At 71.4% G+C, this 19,522-nt stretch carries 9 protein-coding genes; all 9 read right to left on the bottom strand.

Annotation, left to right across the window (positions count from 1 at the left end; genetic code table 11):
• Positions 1 to 61: 61 nt before the first annotated feature.
• Positions 62 to 1,042, bottom strand: a complete 981-nt coding sequence (locus KV106_RS35375; protein ID WP_057593222.1) for a PA2169 family four-helix-bundle protein — start codon at positions 1,040 to 1,042, stop codon at positions 62 to 64.
• A gap of 124 nt (positions 1,043 to 1,166) precedes the next feature.
• Positions 1,167 to 1,619, bottom strand: coding sequence for a response regulator (locus KV106_RS35370; protein ID WP_261216414.1), 453 nt, complete (start codon positions 1,617 to 1,619; stop codon positions 1,167 to 1,169).
• A gap of 104 nt (positions 1,620 to 1,723) precedes the next feature.
• Positions 1,724 to 6,871 (bottom strand): malto-oligosyltrehalose synthase, encoded by a 5,148-nt coding sequence (locus KV106_RS35365; protein ID WP_261216408.1) that lies wholly within the window; start codon positions 6,869 to 6,871, stop codon positions 1,724 to 1,726.
• A complete protein-coding gene (treZ, locus tag KV106_RS35360) occupies positions 6,861 to 8,735 on the bottom strand; it encodes a malto-oligosyltrehalose trehalohydrolase (protein ID WP_261216407.1) in 1,875 nt (624 codons plus the stop codon). Before treZ ends, KV106_RS35365 begins: the two co-directional genes overlap by 11 nt.
• Entirely contained in the window at positions 8,732 to 10,876 is a 2,145-nt protein-coding gene (gene glgX, locus KV106_RS35355; RefSeq protein WP_057593219.1) for a glycogen debranching protein GlgX, read from the bottom strand. Before glgX ends, treZ begins: the two co-directional genes overlap by 4 nt.
• A gap of 70 nt (positions 10,877 to 10,946) precedes the next feature.
• Entirely contained in the window at positions 10,947 to 11,804 is an 858-nt protein-coding gene (locus tag KV106_RS35350) for a mechanosensitive ion channel family protein (protein WP_314733663.1), read from the bottom strand.
• Between the two features lie 30 nt (positions 11,805 to 11,834).
• Positions 11,835 to 15,182, bottom strand: coding sequence for a maltose alpha-D-glucosyltransferase (gene treS / locus KV106_RS35345; RefSeq protein ID WP_057593218.1), 3,348 nt, complete (start codon positions 15,180 to 15,182; stop codon positions 11,835 to 11,837).
• Between the two features lie 11 nt (positions 15,183 to 15,193).
• Entirely contained in the window at positions 15,194 to 17,380 is a 2,187-nt protein-coding gene (locus KV106_RS35340) for an alpha-1,4-glucan--maltose-1-phosphate maltosyltransferase (RefSeq protein WP_261216404.1), read from the bottom strand.
• A complete protein-coding gene (glgB, locus tag KV106_RS35335; RefSeq protein ID WP_409976593.1) occupies positions 17,377 to 19,335 on the bottom strand; it encodes a 1,4-alpha-glucan branching protein GlgB in 1,959 nt (652 codons plus the stop codon). The genes KV106_RS35340 and glgB overlap by 4 nt, the downstream gene beginning before the upstream one ends.
• Positions 19,336 to 19,522 lie beyond the last annotated feature (187 nt).

Genomic DNA, 19,522 nt, shown 5'->3' with positions numbered 1-19,522 from the left:
CCACGCGGTCGCAAAAAAAGAGCCCGGCATGCCGGGCTCTTCGTCGTTCAGGGCACCGCGATCAACGCGCCGCGCGCTCCGCGTTGCGCAGGTCGCGGATCTGGTCATGGTTGCGCTGCGCCCCGCGCGCCTGCGCCTCGACGATCTCGCGCACGCCGGCCGGCAGCATCTGCTTGAGCGCCTTGCGGTAGCGCGCCACGGCCGTGTCCTCGCCGCGCTCGCTTTCCTCGAGGATCGAGAGCCTGCTGTTGGCGCCGACCGCGCCCTTCACATGCACCCAGCCGCGATGCATCGCACCGCTGGCCGTGCCGCCCGCGGCCGGTTGCCCGCCATAGGACTCGACGATGCGCACCAGTTGCGCCGCCGCGCTGGCGCACTCGGCGGAGCGCGCCGCGAACATCCGCTGGAGCTGCGCATCCTCGATCTCCTCGGCGCAGACACGGAAGCCGTATTCGCCGTCGCGGCTGGTCTCGAGCAGGTCGTTGATCACGTCGACCACGTCGTCGTTGGCCAGCGGCGGGCCGTCCACCGCGGGAATCGCGCTGTCCTCGTCGCTGTAGTAGAGGCGGTCGGCGCGTTCCCAGGCAGCCTGCGACGCGGGCCGGGCACGCGTCCAGTCGAGCGTCGAAGCACCGCGGCGCGCTTCCCATTCGCGTGCGAGCGTGGGCTCGACGGACGCGAACTCATCGTGGCCCGCGGCACGTCCGCTCCAGCCCAGCTCGTAGGCCGGCGCATAGTCGTCGTAGCTGCGGCCCGCCTCGTAGTAGGGCTCGCGCTCATAGGCCGATGCCCAGTGCGCGCGCTCGACGCTCGGGTTCACGCGTTCCGCGACGGCCTTGCCGCCCATGCCGCCGAGCACGGCGCCGGCGATCAGGCCGGCCGCCGCGCCCGCGGGGCCACCGACCGCGCCGACCGCCGCGCCGGCCAGCGCGCCACCGGTGGCGCCGACGCCGGTGCCCACCGGGTGCGAGCCGGGCTCGCCGGTGATCGGGTCGCGGTGCAGGTTGTTGTTCGTGTCGAGCAGATGCTTTTCCTTGGCCATGTCTGACTCCTTTCGGTGAGTGAGGTGTGTGGATGAAGTGGGAAAGAAACTTCATCCTGGGACCGCACCGGGCGCGCATCGTCGGTGCGCCACCTGCATCGCTGTAGGCGATGGCGCGCGCCGCTCAGGCGCGTTTGGCCGCGGGCAGCGCCGCGGGCGAGCCCATCGACGCGTTCTCGCAGAAGCTCAGGAACTCGTTGATCTCTTCTGACTTGTCGAACACCGCGTCGGCGCCGAGCTGCAGGCATTGCGCGCGGTTCGCGCGCGTGGCCGCGTTGGTCAGCGCGATCACCGTGCGGCCGTTCTTCAGCGGCGCGAGCCACGACAGCACGCCCAGGCCGGTGCCTTGCTGCAGGAACAGGTCCACCACCGCGAGCCGCCAGGCATCGTCGTGCGCCTGCAGCCAAGAGATGGCCTCGGCCTCGGTGTTCGCCGAACCCACCACCTCGGCGCCGAGGAAGCCGCCGAGCACCACGCGCAGGCTGTCCTGCACCAGCGGCTCGTCCTCCACCATGAAGATGGAGATCGGGCCGCGCGGTGGGCGGGCGCGGCGAGTCGTATCGGGTGCGGTGGGCATGGCGAAGGGCGTGGAGCGGTGTGATGGCACTGTGCGGCCGCGCCCCCGCGCAACGACAAGCCCTTCGTCGCGACAGCACGTAGGACCGCGCCGCCGCGCGCGCCTCAGTCGCCCGGTGCGCCGCGCCACAGCGCGGCCCATGGCAGGCGCGCGAACAGCAGCGCGAGGTCGACCTCGCTGTCCGAGTCGAACGGCGCATCGGTCAGCAGCTCGGTGAAGCCCGCGCCCGCATCGACCGCGCCTTCATCGGACAGCCACACCCGCGTGCCGCGCCAGGCCTCGCCCACCGGCAGCTCCGGCGCGGCCCCGTCGGCCATGCCGCCGCACAGCCCCGCGAAGAAGCGCGCGGCCACCACCACCAGCGTGCGTCCCTCGTGGCGCCGCTCGAACGCGACCACGTGGCGCGCGAGCGGTCCTTCCACGCGCAGCCCGCGATAGCCGGCATCGCGGAAGAACGCGTCCTGCGCGCGGCGCAGCGCCAGCAGCCGCCAGGCAAACCAGAGCTTGGCGCGGCCGTCGTGCGGTGCGCGCGCGAACGCGTCCACGCTCTCGGCGGACCGCGCGCCCGCCGCGCGCTGCTCGAAGTCCTCGAGCAGGTCTTCGCGGCACCCATAGTCCACGGGCCGCCGGTTGTCGGGGTCCACCAGCGTCAGCGGCATCAGCTCGGTGCCCTGGTAGACATCGGGCACGCCCGGCGAGGCGAACTTCAGCAAGGTCAGCGAGAGGCTGTTCCAGGCCCCGAACAGCGCGATGCGCGACGCGAAGGCCCGCAGGTCCGCCCACCAGGCGGCCGGCTGCGCCGCATCGAGCGTCAGCGCCACGAAGCGCCGCAGCGCGTCCTCGTAGCCCGCGTCGGGCCGGGTCCACGCGGTGCGCAGCTTGGCCTCGCGCGCGGCCTTGTGCATGTACTGCACGATGCGCTCGCCGTAGTCGGCCAGCGCTTCGCCTTCGAGCCCTTCGGCGGGCAGCGTGCCGACCAGCGTCTGGCACAGCAGGTAGAGATCGGCGCCCGAGGGCGCGTCGGCCGGCGCGCCCTCGGCGGCCATGCGCTCGCGCAGCGGCTGCTGCAGCCGGCGCCAGCGCATCAGCGCGGCGCGCCATTCGCGAGGAATCTCCGACAGCACGTCGATGCGCGTGCGCACGTCCTCCGAGCGCTTGTTGTCGTGCGTCGAGGTCGCGAGCATGGTGTGCGGCCAGCGCGCGGCGCGGTCGGCGCTCGCCGCGTGGAAGTCCTCCACGTCGACGCCGAACACGTCGGGATCGCCGCCCACCTCGTTGAGCGCGGCGAGCGGGAAGTAGCGGTAGAAGGCCGTGTCCTCCACGCCCTTGGCCGCCACCGGCGCGCTGAACTGCTGGAAGCGCACCGCGAAGCGCCGCACTCGGTCGCGCAGCGCGGGGCCGGCCGTGGGCACGGCCTCGCCGCTCAGGGTCTGGCGCAGGAACTCGTAGACCGAGGTGTCGCCGTCGCCGTAGTGCCGCTCGGCCTCGGCCACCGCCTGGTCGATGAAGCGGCGGTCCTGCGCCGAGGGCACGTCGACGATGTAGCTGCGGTAGACCGGCAGGCAGGCCACCACCGCCGCGAGCGCGCGGCGCAGCGTGTTGAGCGTGTGGTCGCGCGTGTCGCGGTCGGCGCGCGCGATGCGCAGCAGCGCGTTCGAGAGCACCGAGAGCTCCGAGGCCAGCGCATGGCGCATCACGGCCGCCTTGCCGTCGCGCACATGGGCCTCGAAGTGCGCGGGCGATCCGGTGAAGCGATGCCACAGCACCGCGAAGCGCCCGGCCGCGGCGGTGTCGATCAGCACGCCGTTGGCCACGTTCGCGAAGCGGTAGCCGGTGGTGCCGTGCACATGCCAGTCCTCGGGCACCTCCTCGCCACGCGCCACGATCTTCTCGGCCACCACGTACAGCGGACGCGCCGGGCGGCCTCGCGCATCGTCGCCGGCCAGCGGCAGGCCGGCGCGGCGCGCATAGCCCTCCTGCAACTGCAGGAAGTAGCGCGCCGGGTCGTGCAGGCCGTCGGGATGGTCGATGCGCAGCCCGTCGACGATGCCCCGCGCCGCGAGGTCCAGCGCCATCGATTGCGTGGCCTCGAACACCTCGTCGCGCTCCATGCGCAGCGCCGCGAGGTCGTTGATGTCGAAGAAGCGCCGGTAGTTGATCTCGTCGGCCGCCACGCGCCAGTAGGTCAGGCGCCAGTGCTGGGCCTCGATCAGCGCATGCAGCGCATCGCGCGCGGCGCCGTCGTTGAAGGCGGCCGTGGCCTGCGCCAGCGCCCGCGCCACCTCGGCATGCGTGTCGGCGAGTTCGCCCAGGCGTGCCTTCAGCAGCGAATGTTCGCGCGCGCGCGCCTCGCGCTCTGCGGAATCGGTCGCCTCGTCGGTGCCGGCATCGTCGGCCGGCCACGGCGCCCAGGCCTCGGCCAGCGCCTGCAGCCGCGCGCGCGGCCCGGCGTCCGACACCGCCTCGACGGCGCGCGCCAGCAAGGTGGCATGGCTGCGCGGCGCGATCGGGAAACGGTGCTCGTAGTAGCGCAGCGCGAAGCCGGCCTCGCCGCGCGCCGTGCCTTCGCCGCGCTCGAAGTGCAGCACCAGTTCGCCCTTCGAGAGCGCCTCGCCGTAGGGCACGCCGAGCACCGGCAGCAGCACCTTGCCGCGCAGCTCCGGGTTCAGCGGCTCCCAGTCGATGTCGAAGTGCTGCGCGTACACCGAGGCCGGCCCATGCTCGAGCACGTCCATCCACCAGCCGTTGTCGGCGCCGAACACGCCCATGTGGTTGGGCACCATGTCGAGCAGCAGCCCCAGGCCTTGCGCGCGCAAGGTGCGCGTGAAGCGCTCGAAGCCCTCGGCCCCGCCGAGCTCGGGATTGATCTGGTCGTGCGCGACCACGTCGTAGCCGTGCATGCTGCCGGCGCGCGCGCGCTGGATCGGCGAGCAGTAGACGTGGCTGATGCCCAGCCGCGCGAGGTAGGGCACGATCGCCGCCGCGGCATCGAAGCCGAAGTCGCGGTGCAGCTGCAGCCGGTAGGTGGCGCGCGGAATGCGCGCCTCGGGCACGCGCTGCCCGACGTCCTGCGCGGGGTTCGCGCGCGGCCGTTCGGCGGCCAGCCGCGCCGCCACCGCGCGCACCGTCTCGCGCGTGGCCAGGGTCTCGAGCTCGGCCTCGAGCTTGCGCCGCCAGTTGGGCTGCAGCTCGTCGGTGGTGCCCGGCAGGTTCGCCTGGTCGAGCGTGCCCAGGAGGTCCTCGGGCTGCACCATCGCCAGCGCGCAGGGCGTGGCGCCGATGTAGGCATGCACGGCGGCCGTCAGCACGGCATCGGGCTGCGTGGCCGTGGCGGCCGCGGCCATCTGCTCGGTCGACAGCAGGCCCTGCCGGTGCAGCGCGCGCAACAGGCCCACGCGCTGCGCCGCGCGGTCGGCCTGCTGCTTCTCGAACAGCTCCTGCGAGGGGAACAGCCCGAGCTGCGCGCGCAGCCGCAGGTCGTGGCCCGACCACCAGCCGGCCAGGGTCGCGAGATCATGCGTGCCGAAGGTCGCGAGCGCAGCGCCCGGGTAGTCGCCGGGCGGCAGGAACTCGCTGCCGCGCGTCTCGAAGACCAGCACGCGGTACGACAGCACGTCGGCCTGCGCCAGCGCCTCGCGCACGCGCGGCGCCACCGTGCCCAGGTCCTCGCCGATCACCATGCAGCGGTGGCGGTGGCTCTCGAGCGTGAGGATCGCGAGCATCTCCTCGAGCGGGTACTGCACGTAGGCGCCGTCGCGCGGCGAGCTGCCCTCGGGAATCCAGAACAGCCGCATCAGCCCCATCACGTGGTCGATGCGCAGCGCGCCGCCGTGGCGCATGTTGGCGCGCAGCGTGTCGGCGAACAGCCGGTAGCCGCTCGTGCGCAGCCGGTCGGCGCGCAGCGGCGGCAGGCCCCAGCCCTGGCCCTGGGGATTGAACTCGTCGGGCGGCGCGCCCACGCTCGCGCCGAGCGCGAACACCGACTGGCCGCCCCAGGCGTCCGAGCCCGCGCGGTCGACCGAGATCGCGAGGTCGAGGTACAGGCCCACGCGCATGCCGAGCGCACGGCAGCGCGCGCCGGCCTCCGCCAGCTGCATCGAGGCCAGCCACTGCAGGTACTGATGGAAGTGCAGCTCGCTCGCATGCGTGCGTGCGAACTGCGCCACCGCCTCCGAGGCCGGATCGCGCCAGGCCTCGGGCCAGCCGGTCCAGCCATGCACCGAGGCATCGGCGGCATGGAAATGCGCCTGCAGCGCCTCGAACAGCGCATGGCGGTGCAGCGCCTCGCCGCGGTCGGCCACGAAGGAACGGAAGATGCGCGCGCGGTCGCTGCCGGGCTCGGTGTCGGGGCCCAGGTGCGCGCGCTCGAAGTGCGCGAACAGGCAGCGCAGCACCTCGTGCTTGGCCCGGGCCACGCCCGCGCGGTCGACCAGCGGCGCGGCGCGCAGCGCCTTCAGCCGGGTCTGGAACGCGGGTTCGGCGACCATGCGCCGCGCCTCCTCGCATTCGGCGAAGTCGGGCACCGCTTCCACCGCGATGTAGAGCGCGTCGATCTGCTGCCGCGTCGACGGGCTGTAGGGGCTCGCATGCAGCGGGTTGTGGGCGAACAGCGCATGCAGCGGATTGAGGCCGATCGCATCCACGCCCAGCGGCGCCATGCGCGCGGCCAGCTCCGAGAGATCGCCGAAGTCGCCGATGCCCCAGTTGCGCCGCGAGCGCAGCGCGGGCAGCTGCACCGCGAGGCCCCAGGCGCGGCCGCCGCCTTCGGGCGCGAGCGAGGGCGGCCGGTAGCAGCGCCCCGGTGTCGCGATCAGCAGCGTCTCGCCTTCGGCGCCCTCGATCGAGAGCCGGTGGTAGCCCGGTTGCAGCTCGACGTCGAAGGCCAGCGAGCCATCGGTATCGACCCGCGCATCGCCCGTGCTCGGCTCGCCGTATTCGTCGCGCAGGTGCCAGCGGTGGTGGCCGTCGGCCGCGGGCGGCAGGATCGTCGGATCGAGCGCCAGCGACCACGGGGCCTGCTCGGCGCGCACCACGTGCACCGCGGGCAGCACGGCGCCGGTCTCGGGCGGCACCGTGGCCGGGGTGTCGTCGTCCTCGCCGTGCCAGGCCACGCCGAAGGCGGCCAGCAGCGCGCGCAAGGTGGCGCGCGGCACCTGGTGCTCGTGGCCGAAGACGTCGTGGTAGCGGGTGTCGATGCCGAAGCGCGCACACAGCGCATCGATCGTGGGGTGCTCGCGGGATTCACTCGACATCGGACACCTGCAGGCTCAGATGCACCGCGCCGCGCGCGAGGCGCAGCCGTTGCGGATGTTCGTCGGGTGCGCTCGCGGCATCGACCGCCTCGCCGAGCGCGCCGACCGAATGCAGCGTCTCGCCCGGTGGTGCATCGACCGCATGTCGATGCTCGCCGAAGCAGGCCAGCAGATGCAGCACCGCGCCGTCCGACAGCGTCCAGCGCACGCGCAGCAGGTCGTCCTCGACCTCGTATTTGCCGCCGTGCTGGCGGCCGCCGAAATGCGGCACCAGCCGCTCGCGGCGCAACTGCAGCAGCTGCCGCACGCCCTCGAGGGTCTCGCGGTGCGGCGAGCGCTCGCGCTCGCTCCAGTCGAGCTTGGCGAGCGCGAAGCTCTCGGGCGCGTTGCAGTCGGGGATCGCCGCGCGCGCGGCCTCGTCGGCGAAGGCGGCGAAGCGGCCGAACTCGTCGCGGCGGCCTTGCGACACCGCGGCCGCGAGCTCGGGCCCGAAGTCGCAGAAGTAGGGGAAGGGCGTGGCGGCCGCGTACTCCTCGCCCATGAACAGCATCGGCGTGTGCGGCGACAGCAGCAGGCAGGCGCGCGCGGCGCGCACCAGCACCGGGTCGGCCAGCGCGTCGATGCGTTCGCCGAAGGCGCGGTTGCCGACCTGGTCGTGCGTCTGCAGGTAGGACACGAAGGCGCCCGAGGGCAGCGCCGCGCTCGGCTCGCCGCGCGTCTCGCCCTCGCGGAACACCGAGGCCTGGCCCTGGTAGACGAAGCCCTCGGCCAGCGCGCGCGCGAACAGCTCGAGCGGCCGCTGCGCATAGTCGGCGTAGTAGCCGTCGCGCTCGCCGGTCAAGAGCACGTGCGCCGCATGGTGCAGGTCGTCGTTCCACTGCGCGGTGGCGATGCGTGGCCGGCCTTCCTTGTCGCGCTCGAGCAGGTGCGCGAGGTTGCGGTCCTCTTCCAGCACCACGTGCACCTCGCGCGTGCGGCCCGGGCCTTCGCGCAGCGCATCGCAGATGGCCTGCACGATGCCCACCGGCGAGTCGTCGCGGATCGCGTGCACCGCGTCCATGCGCAGGCCGTCGGCATGGAACTCCTCGACCCAGTAGAGCGCGTTGTGGATGAAGAAGTCGCGTACCGTCGCGCTGCCGGGGCCGTCGTAGTTGATCGCGGCGCCCCAGGGCGTGCGGTGCGCGTCGTTGAAGAACTGCGGGCAGCAGGCATGCAGGTAGTTGCCTTCGGGCCCGAAGTGGTTGTAGACCACGTCGACCAGCACCATCATGCCCAGGCCGTGGGCCTCGTCGATCAGCGCCTTGAGCGCCTCGGGCCGGCCGTAGGCGGTATCGGGCGCGAAGGGCAGCACGCCGTCGTAGCCCCAGCCGCGCCGGCCCGGGAAGTCCGCCAGCGGCATCAGCTCGATGGCCGTGATGCCCAGCGCCGCGAGCTCGGGCAGCCGCGCGCGCGTGGCGTCGAACGTGCCCTCGGGCGTGAAGCTGCCCACGTGCAGCTCGTAGATCACCGCCTCGGACCACGGTCGGCCGCGCCAGCCGCCGTCGCGCCAGGCGTAGGCGGCCGGGTCGATCACCTCGCTCGGGCCGTGCACGTCCGCGGGGTTGAAGCGCGAGGCCGGGTCGGGCACCTGCAGCCCGTCGGGCATGCGGAAGCGGTAACGGTCGCCGGCGCGCGCCTGCGCGAGCCGCAGCCGGTGCCAGCCCTCGGCATCGCGCACCATCGGATGCGCCTGCGTGCCGAGCTCGAGCAGCACCTGCGGCGCATCGGGCGCCCAGAAGCGGAAGTCCACGCCGCCGGCGGGATTCGGCAAGGCGCCGAAGGGCATCGCGTGCGTGCGTGGCAGCGTGAGGATCGCGTCGTTCATGCAGTGGCTCCCGTGTTGTCGCGGCCCAGCAGCACCAGCGAGCGGCTCGGCAGCGCATAGGCCGGGCCCTCCAGCTTGCCCGCCTCGCCGGCGCCATCGTCCTGGGTGGTGTCGAGCAGCACGCGCCAGGGCGCGGCGCTCGGCGGCAACCGGAACGGGATCGCGTCGTGGTGCGCGTTGAGCAGCAGCAGGAAGTCGTCGTCGCGCAGCGTCTCGCCGCGCGGCCCGCGGTCGGGCAGGGCGCTGCCCGAGACCAGCGCCGCGAGGCAGCGCACGTGGTCGGTGTTCCAGTCCTCGGAGCTCATCTCGTCGCCGTCGGGGCGCAGCCAGCAGATGTCCTTGGCCGACTGCCCCTCGGGCACGCGGCCCTCGAAGAAGCTGCGGCGGCGGAACGCCGGGTGCCGGCGCCGCAGCGCGATGGCGCGCTGCACGAAGCGCGTGAGCGCGGTGCGCTCGGGCGTGTCGCTCCAGTCGATCCAGCTCAGCGCGTTGTCCTGGCAGTAGGCGTTGTTGTTGCCGTTCTGGCTGTGGCCGCGCTCGTCGCCCGCCAGCAGCATCGGCACGCCCTGCGACAGCAGCAGGGTGGCCAGCAGGTTGCGCTTCTGCCGCGCGCGCAGCGCGTTCACCTCGGCATCGTCGGTCGGGCCCTCGGCGCCGCAGTTCCACGACACGTTGTGGTTGCTGCCGTCGCGGTTCTCCTCGCCGTTGGCCTCGTTGTGCTTGTCGTTGTAGGAGACCAGGTCCTCGAGGCAGAAGCCGTCGTGCGCGGTCACGAAGTTGATGCTCGCGAACGGCCGCTTGCCCGACCAGCCGTAGAGGTCCTGCGAGCCCGTGAGCCGCTGCGCCATCTCGCCGGTGACGCCCGCGTCGCCCTTCCAGAAGCCGCGCATGCCGTCGCGGTAGCGGTCGTTCCACTCGGCCCAGCCGAGCGGGAAGTTGCCGACCTGGTAGCCGCCGTGGCCCAGGTCCCAGGGCTCGGCGATCAGCTTCACGCGGGCGAGGGTCGGGTCCTGGCGGATCGCGTCGAAGAAGCCGCCGAGGTTCTCGACCCGGCCCGACTCGCGCGCCAGCGCCGAGGCCAGGTCGAAGCGGAAGCCGTCGACGTGCATCTCCTCGACCCAGTAGCGCAGCGAGTCCATCACCAGCTGCAGCGCGCGCGGATGCTCGAGGTTGACGGTGTTGCCGCAGCCCGTGAAGTCGTCGTAGTAGCGGCGCTGCTCGGCGTTGAGGATGTAGTAGGAGGCGTTGTCCACGCCGCGCATCGACAGCGTGGGCCCGAGCTGGTTGCCCTCGCAGCTGTGGTTGTAGACCACGTCGAGGATCACCTCGATGCCGGCCGAGTGCAGCGTCTTCACCAGCGTCTTGAACTCCTTCACCTTGCCCGAGGCGCTGTAGCGCATCTCGGGCGCGAAGTAGGTCAGCGTGTTGTAGCCCCAGTAGTTCTGCAGGCCGCGCTCGGCCAGGTGGCGGTCGTTGAGGAAGCCGTGCACCGGCAGCAGCTCGACCGTGGTCACGCCCAGGCGGCGCAGGTGGTCGATCACCGGCGCGCAGCCCAGGCCCGCGTAGGTGCCGCGCAGCTGCGGCGGCACCTCGGGATGCTGCATCGTGAAGCCGCGCACGTTCAGCTCGTAGATCACCATGTCCTGCCAGGGGATCGACGGCCGGCGGTCCTCGCCCCAGGTGAAGGCGGTCTCGAGCACGCGGCTCTTGGGCATCAGCGGCGCGCTGTCGCGGCGGTCGAAGGACAGGTCCTCGCGCCGGCCGCCCACGGTGTAGCCGTAGAGCGCGTCGCCCCAGCGCAGCGAGCCCACGAGGTCCTTGGCATAGGGGTCGACCAGCAGCTTGTGCGGATTGAAGCGGTGGCCCTCCTCGGGCTTGTAGGGGCCGTGCACGCGGTAGCCGTAGGCCAGGCCGGGGCGCGCCTCGGGCAGGTAGCAGTGCCACACGTCGTCGGTGCGGTCGCGCAGCTCGATGCGCTGCAGCTCGCGCCGGCCGCTCTCGTCGAACAGGCACAGCTCGACCTTGTGCGCATGCTGCGTGAACAGCGCGAAGTTCACGCCCTGGCCGTCCCAGGTCGCGCCGCGCGGATAGGGCTGGCCGGGCCAGACGGCCGAGATGGGGCTGTAGGTGGCCTTCTTCATGAATGGGTCAATGCGAGGAATCGGTCGGGGTCGGGAAACACGAAAAAGGTCGAAGTGCCGATGGCGGCGTTCAGCGCGGCGGCGGCCAGCGCTCGCCGCTGTCGTACGGGCCCGGCGCGTGGTCGCTGCGCGGCGCCACGGGCTGGCGCACGGCGGGCGCGGGGGCGCTCTCGGTGCCGGCGGCGGGCGTCGTGGGCGTGGCCGGCGTGACCGGCGCCGGCGTCACCGGCGTGCGCGCCGGCGCCACCGCGGGCCCGCGCGGGCGCTCGCGCGGCCACCAGTGCTCGATGCGCTCGGCGGCCCAGTCCTTGCCCGCGAGGCCGAAGGCCAGTGCAAGGGCGAGGACGATGCCGGCCAGCATCACGAGGAAGGTCTCGCGCACGATGTCGCCGCCCACCTTCACCTGGTCGAGCGCGATCAGCACCACGAACACCATCACCGCGTACTGCGCGGCCTTGCCCAGCAGCTGGCCGTCCTGCATGCCGGCGTTGCGGCAGTAGGTCTGCACCGCGCCGCCGACGAAGCGCGCGAAGTAGGCGCCGAAGGCCAGCACCAGCAGCGCGATGAAGATGTTGGGCACGAACCAGACCGCGCGCCCCAGCAGGTCGGCGATGTAGCTCAGTCCCAGCCCGTTGAAGGCGATCAGCAGCGCGGCCAGGATCACGAGCCAGTAGAACAGCGCGCCCACGATCGCCGAGGTGTCGCTCATGAGCCCGCCCTGGCGCCAGAAGTTGTCCAGCCCCGAGCGCTCGGTCAGCACGTTGAAGTTGAACGCGCGCAGCGCCTTGATGACCGCGAAGCGCACCACCTTGGCGATCAGCCAGCCCGCGAACACGACCACCAGCGCCACCAGCAGCCGCGGCAGGAAGGCGCCGATCTGGTAGAGGATCGCGCGCAGGGGTTCCAGGTGGAAGCCGAAGTTGTCCATGATGAGTTCCTCCTTCTGTGGACCGTCGCGTCAGCGCGCGGTGGGATGGTTCGGCGCAACGAGGGCGAGCAGGCCGTGCAGCGGCACCTCGACCCAGTCGTTGCGGTTGTTGAGCTCGTAGCGCAGTTCGTAGAGCGCCTTCTCGATCTCGAACAGGCGCAGCAGCCCGGCATCGGCCGGCACCGCCTCGGCCGCGCCGGCCAGCGTGCCGGTGTAGGCCGAGAGGAAGGCATCGCGCGTCACGCGCTCCCAGTCGCGCACCGCGGCGTCGAGGCGCACCGCCTCCTCGGCGTTCTGCGCCACGCGCCGCAGCGCGGTCCAGCGCGCGTAGTTGAACGAGCGCAGCATGCCCGCCACGTCGCGCAGCGGCGAGGCCTTGGCGCGGCGCTCCTCGAAGTCGCGCGCGGGCTCGCCCTCGAAGTCGATGATCACGAAGTCGTTGCCGCTCACCAGCACCTGGCCCAGGTGGTAGTCGCCGTGGTAGCGGGTCTTGCGGCCGCCGCCCTGCGCGGGCACGCTGGCGGCCACCGCCGCGTGCAGCGCCTCGCGCAGGCCCAGCAACTGCTGCGCCTGCTCGCGCACCGGGTCGCTCAGCTGGCCCAGCCGCTGCTGCAGCAGCGCCAGCGTGGTGTCGACCTCGGCCTGCGCATGCGTCTGCAGCGCCGTGGCGTCGGCCGCGCTGGTGGGCTCGGGATCGAAGGCCGGGTCGCCGGTGGGGCGCGCCAGCGCGAGGTGCAGCTCGGCGGTGCGCTGGCCCAGGGTCGCGGCCAGCGCCATGAAGCCGCCGTGCGCATCGGCGGGCGCCGGGGCGTCGGGCAGGTCGGCCGGCGCGGTGCGCAGCTCCTCGAGGTAGCGCTCGACGTAGTCGCGCGTGAAGGTCCAGCCGTCGCCCTGGTTCGTCACGTACGACTGCACCATCGCGAGCGCCATCACCTGGCCGTCGTTGCCCACGTACTCGAGCGCGCCGAGCACCGGCACGCAGTTCGCGTACTGCACCACGTCGGTCAGGAAGCGGCCCATCTCGAGCTCGGGATTGATGCCCTTGCGCGCGCGGCGGTAGCCCTTGAGGAACAGCGTGTCGTTGAGCGTCACCACCGTGTTGCTGCTCTGCGCGCTCGGACGGCCCACGGGCATGGCTTCGATGTCCAGGCCCAGCTTCGCGAACGCGGCCGTGGGCCGGAACTGCAGCCGGCCCGCGGCCGTCGGCAGCTCCATGCCCTGCTGGATGGCGCGCACCAGCGCGCGGCAGAAGGGTTCGTCGTAGAAGGCATCGCCCATCAGTCCCACCTGGGCCTGCTGGCGCACCTTCGCGAGGCCGGCCTGCGCGAGCCGATTCATGCGTTCCTCCTCGCGCTCCTCCCAGGCCAGCGTCAGCGGCATGAAGTAGGTGGCGCTCTCGCGCGGGCCCTCGAGATCGAACAGCGGCAGCAGGTAGCGGTCGGCGCCGTCCTCCCACACCGCATGGTCGGCCAGCCGCGCGCGCGCGATGGTCTCGCCCTTGGAGGCGTACCAGCGCTGGATCTCGATGTGGCGCGGCAGCGTGTCGGTCTCGAACTGCGTGCGCATGCGCTCGGCCATGCCGATGCGCCACGGCATCACGCGTTCGCGGAAGAAGCTGTCCCAGCCGTCGAACAGCACCAGCGTGGGCTGCTCCTGCAGCGACACGCCCTCCTGGTGCCACACCGGCATCTCGGCGTCGAGCGTGAGCTTGAACCAGTAGAAGCCGTACGAGGCCAGGGTGAGCAGGTAGGGCAGCTCGCCGATCGGCGGGAAGGGCGCGCGCCCGAGCATCTCCACCGGCACCCGGCCCTTGAAGGCCGAGAGGTCGAGCTCGACCGGCTGCGCCGCGCGCGAGAGGTTGAACACCGTCAGGATGATGTCGTCGTCGTACTCGCTGACGTAGGCCAGGATCTTGCGGTTGCCGGGCTTGAGGAAGCGGCGCCGGCCGCGCCCGAAGGCATGGCTGGTCTTGCGCACCGCGAGCATGCGGCGGGTCCAGTTCAGCAGCGAGCTGGCGTCGCGCGCCTGCGCCTCCACGTTGAGCGCCTCGTAGCCGAACATGGCGTCCATGATCGGCTGCAGGTACAGGCGCTGCGGGTCGGCGCGCGAGAAGCCGGCGTTGCGGTCGGGGCTCCACTGCATCGGCGTGCGCACGCCGTTGCGGTCGCCCACGAACACGTTGTCGCCCATGCCGATCTCGTCGCCGTAGTAGATGATCGGCGAGCCCGGCATCGACAGCAGCATGCCGTTCATGAGCTTCACGCGGTCGAGGTCGTTCTCCATCAGCGGCGCCAGGCGCCGGCGGATGCCGAGGTTGATGCGCGCGCGCTGGTCGGCCGCGTACATGTTGTACATGTAGTCGCGCTCCTTGCTGGTCACCATCTCGAGCGTGAGCTCGTCGTGGTTGCGCAGGAAGATCGCCCACTGGCAGCCCTCGGGGATGTCGGGCGTCTGCTGCAGGATCTCGACCACCGGATGCCGGTCCTCCTGCGCGATCGCCATGTACATGCGCGGCATCAGCGGGAAGTGGTAGGCCATGTGGCACTCGTCGCCGTCGCCGAAGTACTCGCGCACGTCCTCGGGCCACATGTTGGCCTCGGCCAGCAGGAAGCGGTTCCTGTACTCGGCGTCGATCGCCGCGCGCAGCTTCTTGATCACCGCGTGCGTCTCGGGCAGGTTCTCGTTGCTGGTGCCGTCGCGCTCCACCAGGTAGGGAATCGCGTCGAGCCGGAAGCCGTCCACGCCCATGTCGAGCCAGAAGCGCATGACCTTGAGCACCGCCTCGAGCACCGCCGGATTGTCGAAGTTCAGGTCGGGCTGGTGGCTGAAGAAGCGGTGCCAGTAGTAGGCCTTGGCCACCGGGTCCCACGACCAGTTCGAGGTCTCGGTGTCGGTGAAGATGATGCGCGTGCCCTGGTAGAGCTGGTCGGTGTCGCTCCAGACGTAGAAGTCGCGCTCGGGCGAGCCCGGCGGCGCCTTGCGCGCGGCCTGGAACCACGGGTGCTCGCTCGAGGTGTGGTTGATGACCAGCTCGGTGATCACGCGCAGCCCGCGCTTGTGGGCCTCGTCGAGCATCTCGCGGAAGTCCTCGAGCGTGCCGTACTGCGGGTTCACGTCCTCGTAGGCCGAGATGTCGTAGCCGTCGTCGCGCAGCGGCGAGGGATAGAAGGGCATCAGCCAGATCGTGTTGACCCCCAGCTCCTTCACGTAGTCGAGCTTCGCGGTCACGCCCTTGAAGTCGCCGACGCCGTCGTTGTTGGTGTCGAAGAAGGCCTTGACGTTGAGCTGGTAGATCACCGCATCGCGGTACCACAGCGGATCGTCGCTGTTGTCGATCTCGACGGTTTCCAGCGCGATGCGCGAGACGGGTGCATTCATCGCTCTCTCCCTCAGAGGAAGTAATCGAAATCGCGCTCGCTGCGCACGCGCCGGCGCACCACGAGGATGTGGGCGGGCACGCTGTGCGGATCGAGCTTCACGTAGTGGTGGTGGCCGCGCCAGGTGAAGCGCTGGTTGGTCAGCAGATCGTGCACCTGGAACTCCTCGTCGGGGCCGACGCCGATGCTGGCCGGGTCGAGGTGGATCCAGCCGGCCTGCGCCTGGTGCGGATCGAGGTTGACCGCGACGATCACCACGTTGGCCTCGAGCGCGTCGTTCTCGGGCGCCGACTCGCGCGCATAGGCCAGCAGCATGTCGTTCTCCACCGGCAGGAAGCGCACGCCGCGGTGCGTCTGCAGCGCGGGGTTGTCGTGGCGGATGCGGTTCACGCGCGCGATGAAGGGCGCGAGGCTCTCGGGATCGTCGTGGTTCCAGTGCCGCAGCTGGTACTTCTCGGAGTCGAGGTACTCCTCGCTGCCGTGCTCGCGCGGCCGGTGCTCGCGCAGCTCGTAGGCCGGACCGTAGATGCCGTAGCTGCCCGCGAGCGTGGCCGCGAGCACCAGCCGCGCCATGTAGGTCGGCGCGTCGCCGGCCTGCAGCTGCTCGTGCAGGATGTCGGGCGTGTTGGGCCAGGCGTTGGGGCGGAAGTAGTCGGCGCCCGGGCCGCTCGACAGCTCGGTGAAGTACTCGATCAGCTCGGCCTTGCCGGTGCGCCATGTGAAGTAGGTGTAGGACTGGGTGAAGCCCAGCTTCGCGAGCCGGTGCATCACCTTCGGCCGCGTGAAGGCCTCGGCCAGGAAGATCACCTCGGGATGCTCGCGGTTGACCTCGCCGATCGCCCACTGCCAGAACGCGAAGGACTTGGTGTGCGGGTTGTCGACGCGGAAGATGCGCACGCCCTCGCCGATCCAGTGGTCGAGCACGCTCTTGAGCTCGGCCCACAGCGCGCGCCAGTCGTCGCTCTCGAAGTGGAAGGGATAGATGTCCTGGTACTTCTTCGGCGGGTTCTCCGCGTACTGCACGCTGCCGTCGGGCCGGCGGCGGAACCACTCGGGGTGTTCCTTCACGTAGGGATGGTCGGGCGCGCACTGGAAGGCGATGTCGAGCGCGATCTCGATGCCCTGCGCGTTCGCGGCCTGCACCAGGTGGCGGAAGTCCTCGGGCGTGCCGAGCGCGGGAAGGATGGCCTTGTGGCCGCCTTCCTTCGCGCCGATGGCCCAGGGACTGCCGACGTCGTCGGGCCCGGCCACCAGCGTGTTGTTCGGGCCCTTGCGCTGCTCGCGGCCGATCGGATGGATCGGCGGCATGTAGAGCACGTCGAAGCCCATCGCGGCGATCGCGGGCAGCCGCGTCTCGACGTCGCGGAAGGTGCCGTGGCGGCCCGGCTCGGGCGAAGCCGAACGCGGGAACAGTTCGTACCAGGTGCTGAAGCCCGCGCGCGTGCGCTGCGCCCACAGCGGCAGCTCGGCCGAGGTCACGGCGAGACTGCGGTCGGGATGGCGGCGCGCCACCTCGGCCAGCGTCGCGTCGAGCGCCAACGCCTGCACCGCGCGCAGCTCGGTTGCGCCATCGGCCGCGGCGCGTGCCAGCTCCTCGCCCCAGCGCGCGAGCGCCTCGCGGTCGGTGCCGTCGGCGCGACCCGCGGCCGCCACGATGTCCTTGGCCGCGGCCAGCGCGGCGATGCGGATGTCTTCGCCCACGCGGCGCGCCATCTCGTGGCGCCACGACTCGAAGGAATCGACCCAGGTGCTGACGCTGTAGAGGTAGCGCCCGATCGCGGGCGGCGCGAACGCGGCCTCCCAGACGTCGTTGCCGAGCGCGCGCATCGGCAGCTCGCGCACTTCATCGCCCGCCTCGGGGCGCCAGCGCAGCATCACGCGCAGCACGTCGTGGCCGTCGGTGAAGCAGTGCGCCGTGATCGTCGTGCGCTGGCCCACGATGGCCTTGACCGGGAAGCGGCCCTCGTCGACCGAGGGCAGCACCGCGCCGATCACCGCGCGGATGCGGCCGTCGGAGCCGTCGGCGGGCGCGGGTGCATCGGGTGCCGGCGCGAAGCTCAATGGCGGCTCCGGCGGCGGCAGCGAGCGCTTGCGCGCGGGGGCCTTGGTCTCGCTGCGGGGGATGGGGGTGCTTTCGCTCGCGGTCTGGGTCTTGCCCTTGGGCGCCTTGGCGCCGATCGGGGTGGTTTCACGCTTCATCGTTGGCCCTCGGATTGCAGGATCACGGTGGACAGCGGCGGCAGCGTGAGGCTCAGCGAGTGGCGCCGGCCGTGCGCGCGCACGGGCGATGCCTCGACCCCGCCGAAGTTGCCCCAGCCCGCGCCGCCGAATTCGGTGGCGTCGGTGTTGAGCACCTCGCGCCAGGTGCCGCCGCACGGCACGCCCACCAGCAGGTTGGTGCGCGGCACCGGTGTCATGTTCACGGCCACCAGCACGGGCGGGCCGTCGTGCGCGGGCTTGCGCAGGAACAGGAACACGCTGCGCTCGGCATCGTCGGCATCGATCCATTCGAAGCCCGCGGGCGTGAAGTCCTGGCTGTGCAGCGCCGGCTGCTCGCGGTAGACGCGGTTGAGCTGGCGCACCATGCGTTGCAGCCCGGCATGGGCCGGCAGGCCGCAGACCCACCATTCGAGCTCGCCGTCGTGGGTCCATTCGCGGCGCTGGCCGAACTCGGCGCCCATGAACAGCAGCTTCTTGCCCGGATGCGCCCACATGAAGGCCAGCAGCGCGCGCAGGTTGGCGAACTGCTGCCAGTCGTCGCCCGGCATCTTGTTGATCAGCGAGCCCTTGCCGTGCACCACCTCGTCGTGCGAGAGCGGCAGCACGAAGTTCTCGTGGAAGGCATAGACCAGCGAGAAAGTCAGCGCATGGTGGTGGTGGCTGCGATGCACCGGGTCGTGGCGCATGTAGTCCAGCGTGTCGTGCATCCAGCCCATGTTCCACTTGAGGCCGAAGCCCAGGCCGTCCATCTCGGTCGGGCGCGATACGCGCGGCCAGGCGGTCGATTCCTCGGCCACGGTGAAGGTGTCGGGATGGTCGCGGTAGACCGCGCGGTTGAGCGTCTGCAGGAATTCGATGGCCTCGAGGTTCTCGCGCCCGCCGTGGCGGTTCGGCACCCAGCCGCCGGGGCCGCGCGCGTAGTCGAGGTAGAGCATCGAGGCCACCGCGTCCACGCGCAGGCCGTCGATGTGGTACTTGTCGAGCCAGAACAGCGCCGACGAGACCAGGAAGCTGCGCACCTCGGGCCGGCCGTAGTTGAAGATCGCCGAGTTCCATTCGGGATGGAAGCCCTGGCGCGGATCGGCATGCTCGAACAGGTGCGTGCCGTCGAAGAAGGCGAGGCCGTGCGCGTCGGTCGGGAAGTGCGAGGGCACCCAGTCGAGCACCACGCCGATGCCGCGCTGGTGCAGGTGGTCGACGAAGTACATGAAGTCCTCGGGCGTGCCGTAGCGCGCCGTGGGCGCGAAGTAGCCCGTGGTCTGGTAGCCCCAGGAGCCGTAGAACGGATGCTCGGTCACGGGCATCAGCTCCACGTGCGTGAAGCCCATGTCGCTCACGTAGTCGGCCAGCGCATGGGCCAGCGCGCGGTAGCCCATGAACTGGCCGTCCTCGCGCCGCCACGAGCCCAGGTGCACCTCGTACATCGCCATCGGCGCGTCGAGCGCGTTGCGCGCATGGCGCGTGGTCATCCACTCGCCGTCCGCCCAGTCGTGGCCCTCGCCGAGGCGGTGCACGCGCGAGGCGGTGGCTGGCGCGAGCTCCGACGAGAAGGCGAAGGGATCGGCCTTGTCCTCGACATGGCCGCGCAGGCGCGAGCGGATGCGGTACTTGTAGGTCTGGCCCGGCCGCACGTCGTCGACGTGGCCGTGCCATACGCCGCTGTCGCCGGGCACGGGGCTCAGGGCATCGGCGTCGCCGTTCCAGCCGTTCCAGTCGCCCACCACCGAGACCGACTCGGCGTTGGGCGCCCAGACCGCGAAATCGGCGCCGCCGTCCTCATGCGGATGGCAGCCGAGCTTGTCGAACAGGCGGGCGTGGGTTCCTTCGCGAAAAAGATAGGCGTCGGTGTCGTCGAAGACGGCGAGGGGGTGGACAGCAAGCACGGTATTTCCTTGGAGCGGTGTCCAGGGCGCGGACCTTCTTTGCGAGGCCATGGCCGAAGACCGTTAAGGCGGGGAGAAATGCATTTCCCCCGATGCGCGCGGGCTTGCGTCGAAGCGTTCACCGCTTCGATTTGTCGGAGAAGAAGCCGTCCGAAAAAATGGAACACCGGTGCGGCGCGCGGGCGCCGCGAAGCAGAGGCCGCGCTCGCGCGACGGCGAGCGGGAAGGAGGAAAGAGG

This window comes from Variovorax endophyticus (assembly GCF_025376855.1).
In the GTDB taxonomy this organism is placed as follows: domain Bacteria; phylum Pseudomonadota; class Gammaproteobacteria; order Burkholderiales; family Burkholderiaceae_C; genus Variovorax.
Note: the sequence above shows the minus strand (reverse complement) of the source record. Positions and strands in the feature narration are given on the sequence as shown.

What these genes read in the sequence shown, in the direction of transcription:
- glgX (WP_057593219.1), bottom strand. Translation starts at nt 10,876, where the DNA reads ATGAAGAAGGCCACCTACAGCCCCATCTCGGCCGTCTGGCCCGGCCAG.
- treS (WP_057593218.1), bottom strand. Translation starts at nt 15,182, where the DNA reads ATGAATGCACCCGTCTCGCGCATCGCGCTGGAAACCGTCGAGATCGAC.
- KV106_RS35370 (WP_261216414.1), bottom strand. Translation starts at nt 1,619, where the DNA reads ATGCCCACCGCACCCGATACGACTCGCCGCGCCCGCCCACCGCGCGGC.
- KV106_RS35340 (WP_261216404.1), bottom strand. Translation starts at nt 17,380, where the DNA reads ATGAAGCGTGAAACCACCCCGATCGGCGCCAAGGCGCCCAAGGGCAAG.
- glgB (WP_409976593.1), bottom strand. Translation starts at nt 19,335, where the DNA reads ATGGCCTCGCAAAGAAGGTCCGCGCCCTGGACACCGCTCCAAGGAAAT.
- treZ (WP_261216407.1), bottom strand. Translation starts at nt 8,735, where the DNA reads ATGAACGACGCGATCCTCACGCTGCCACGCACGCACGCGATGCCCTTC.
- KV106_RS35375 (WP_057593222.1), bottom strand. Translation starts at nt 1,042, where the DNA reads ATGGCCAAGGAAAAGCATCTGCTCGACACGAACAACAACCTGCACCGC.
- KV106_RS35365 (WP_261216408.1), bottom strand. Translation starts at nt 6,871, where the DNA reads ATGTCGAGTGAATCCCGCGAGCACCCCACGATCGATGCGCTGTGTGCG.
- KV106_RS35350 (WP_314733663.1), bottom strand. Translation starts at nt 11,804, where the DNA reads ATGGACAACTTCGGCTTCCACCTGGAACCCCTGCGCGCGATCCTCTAC.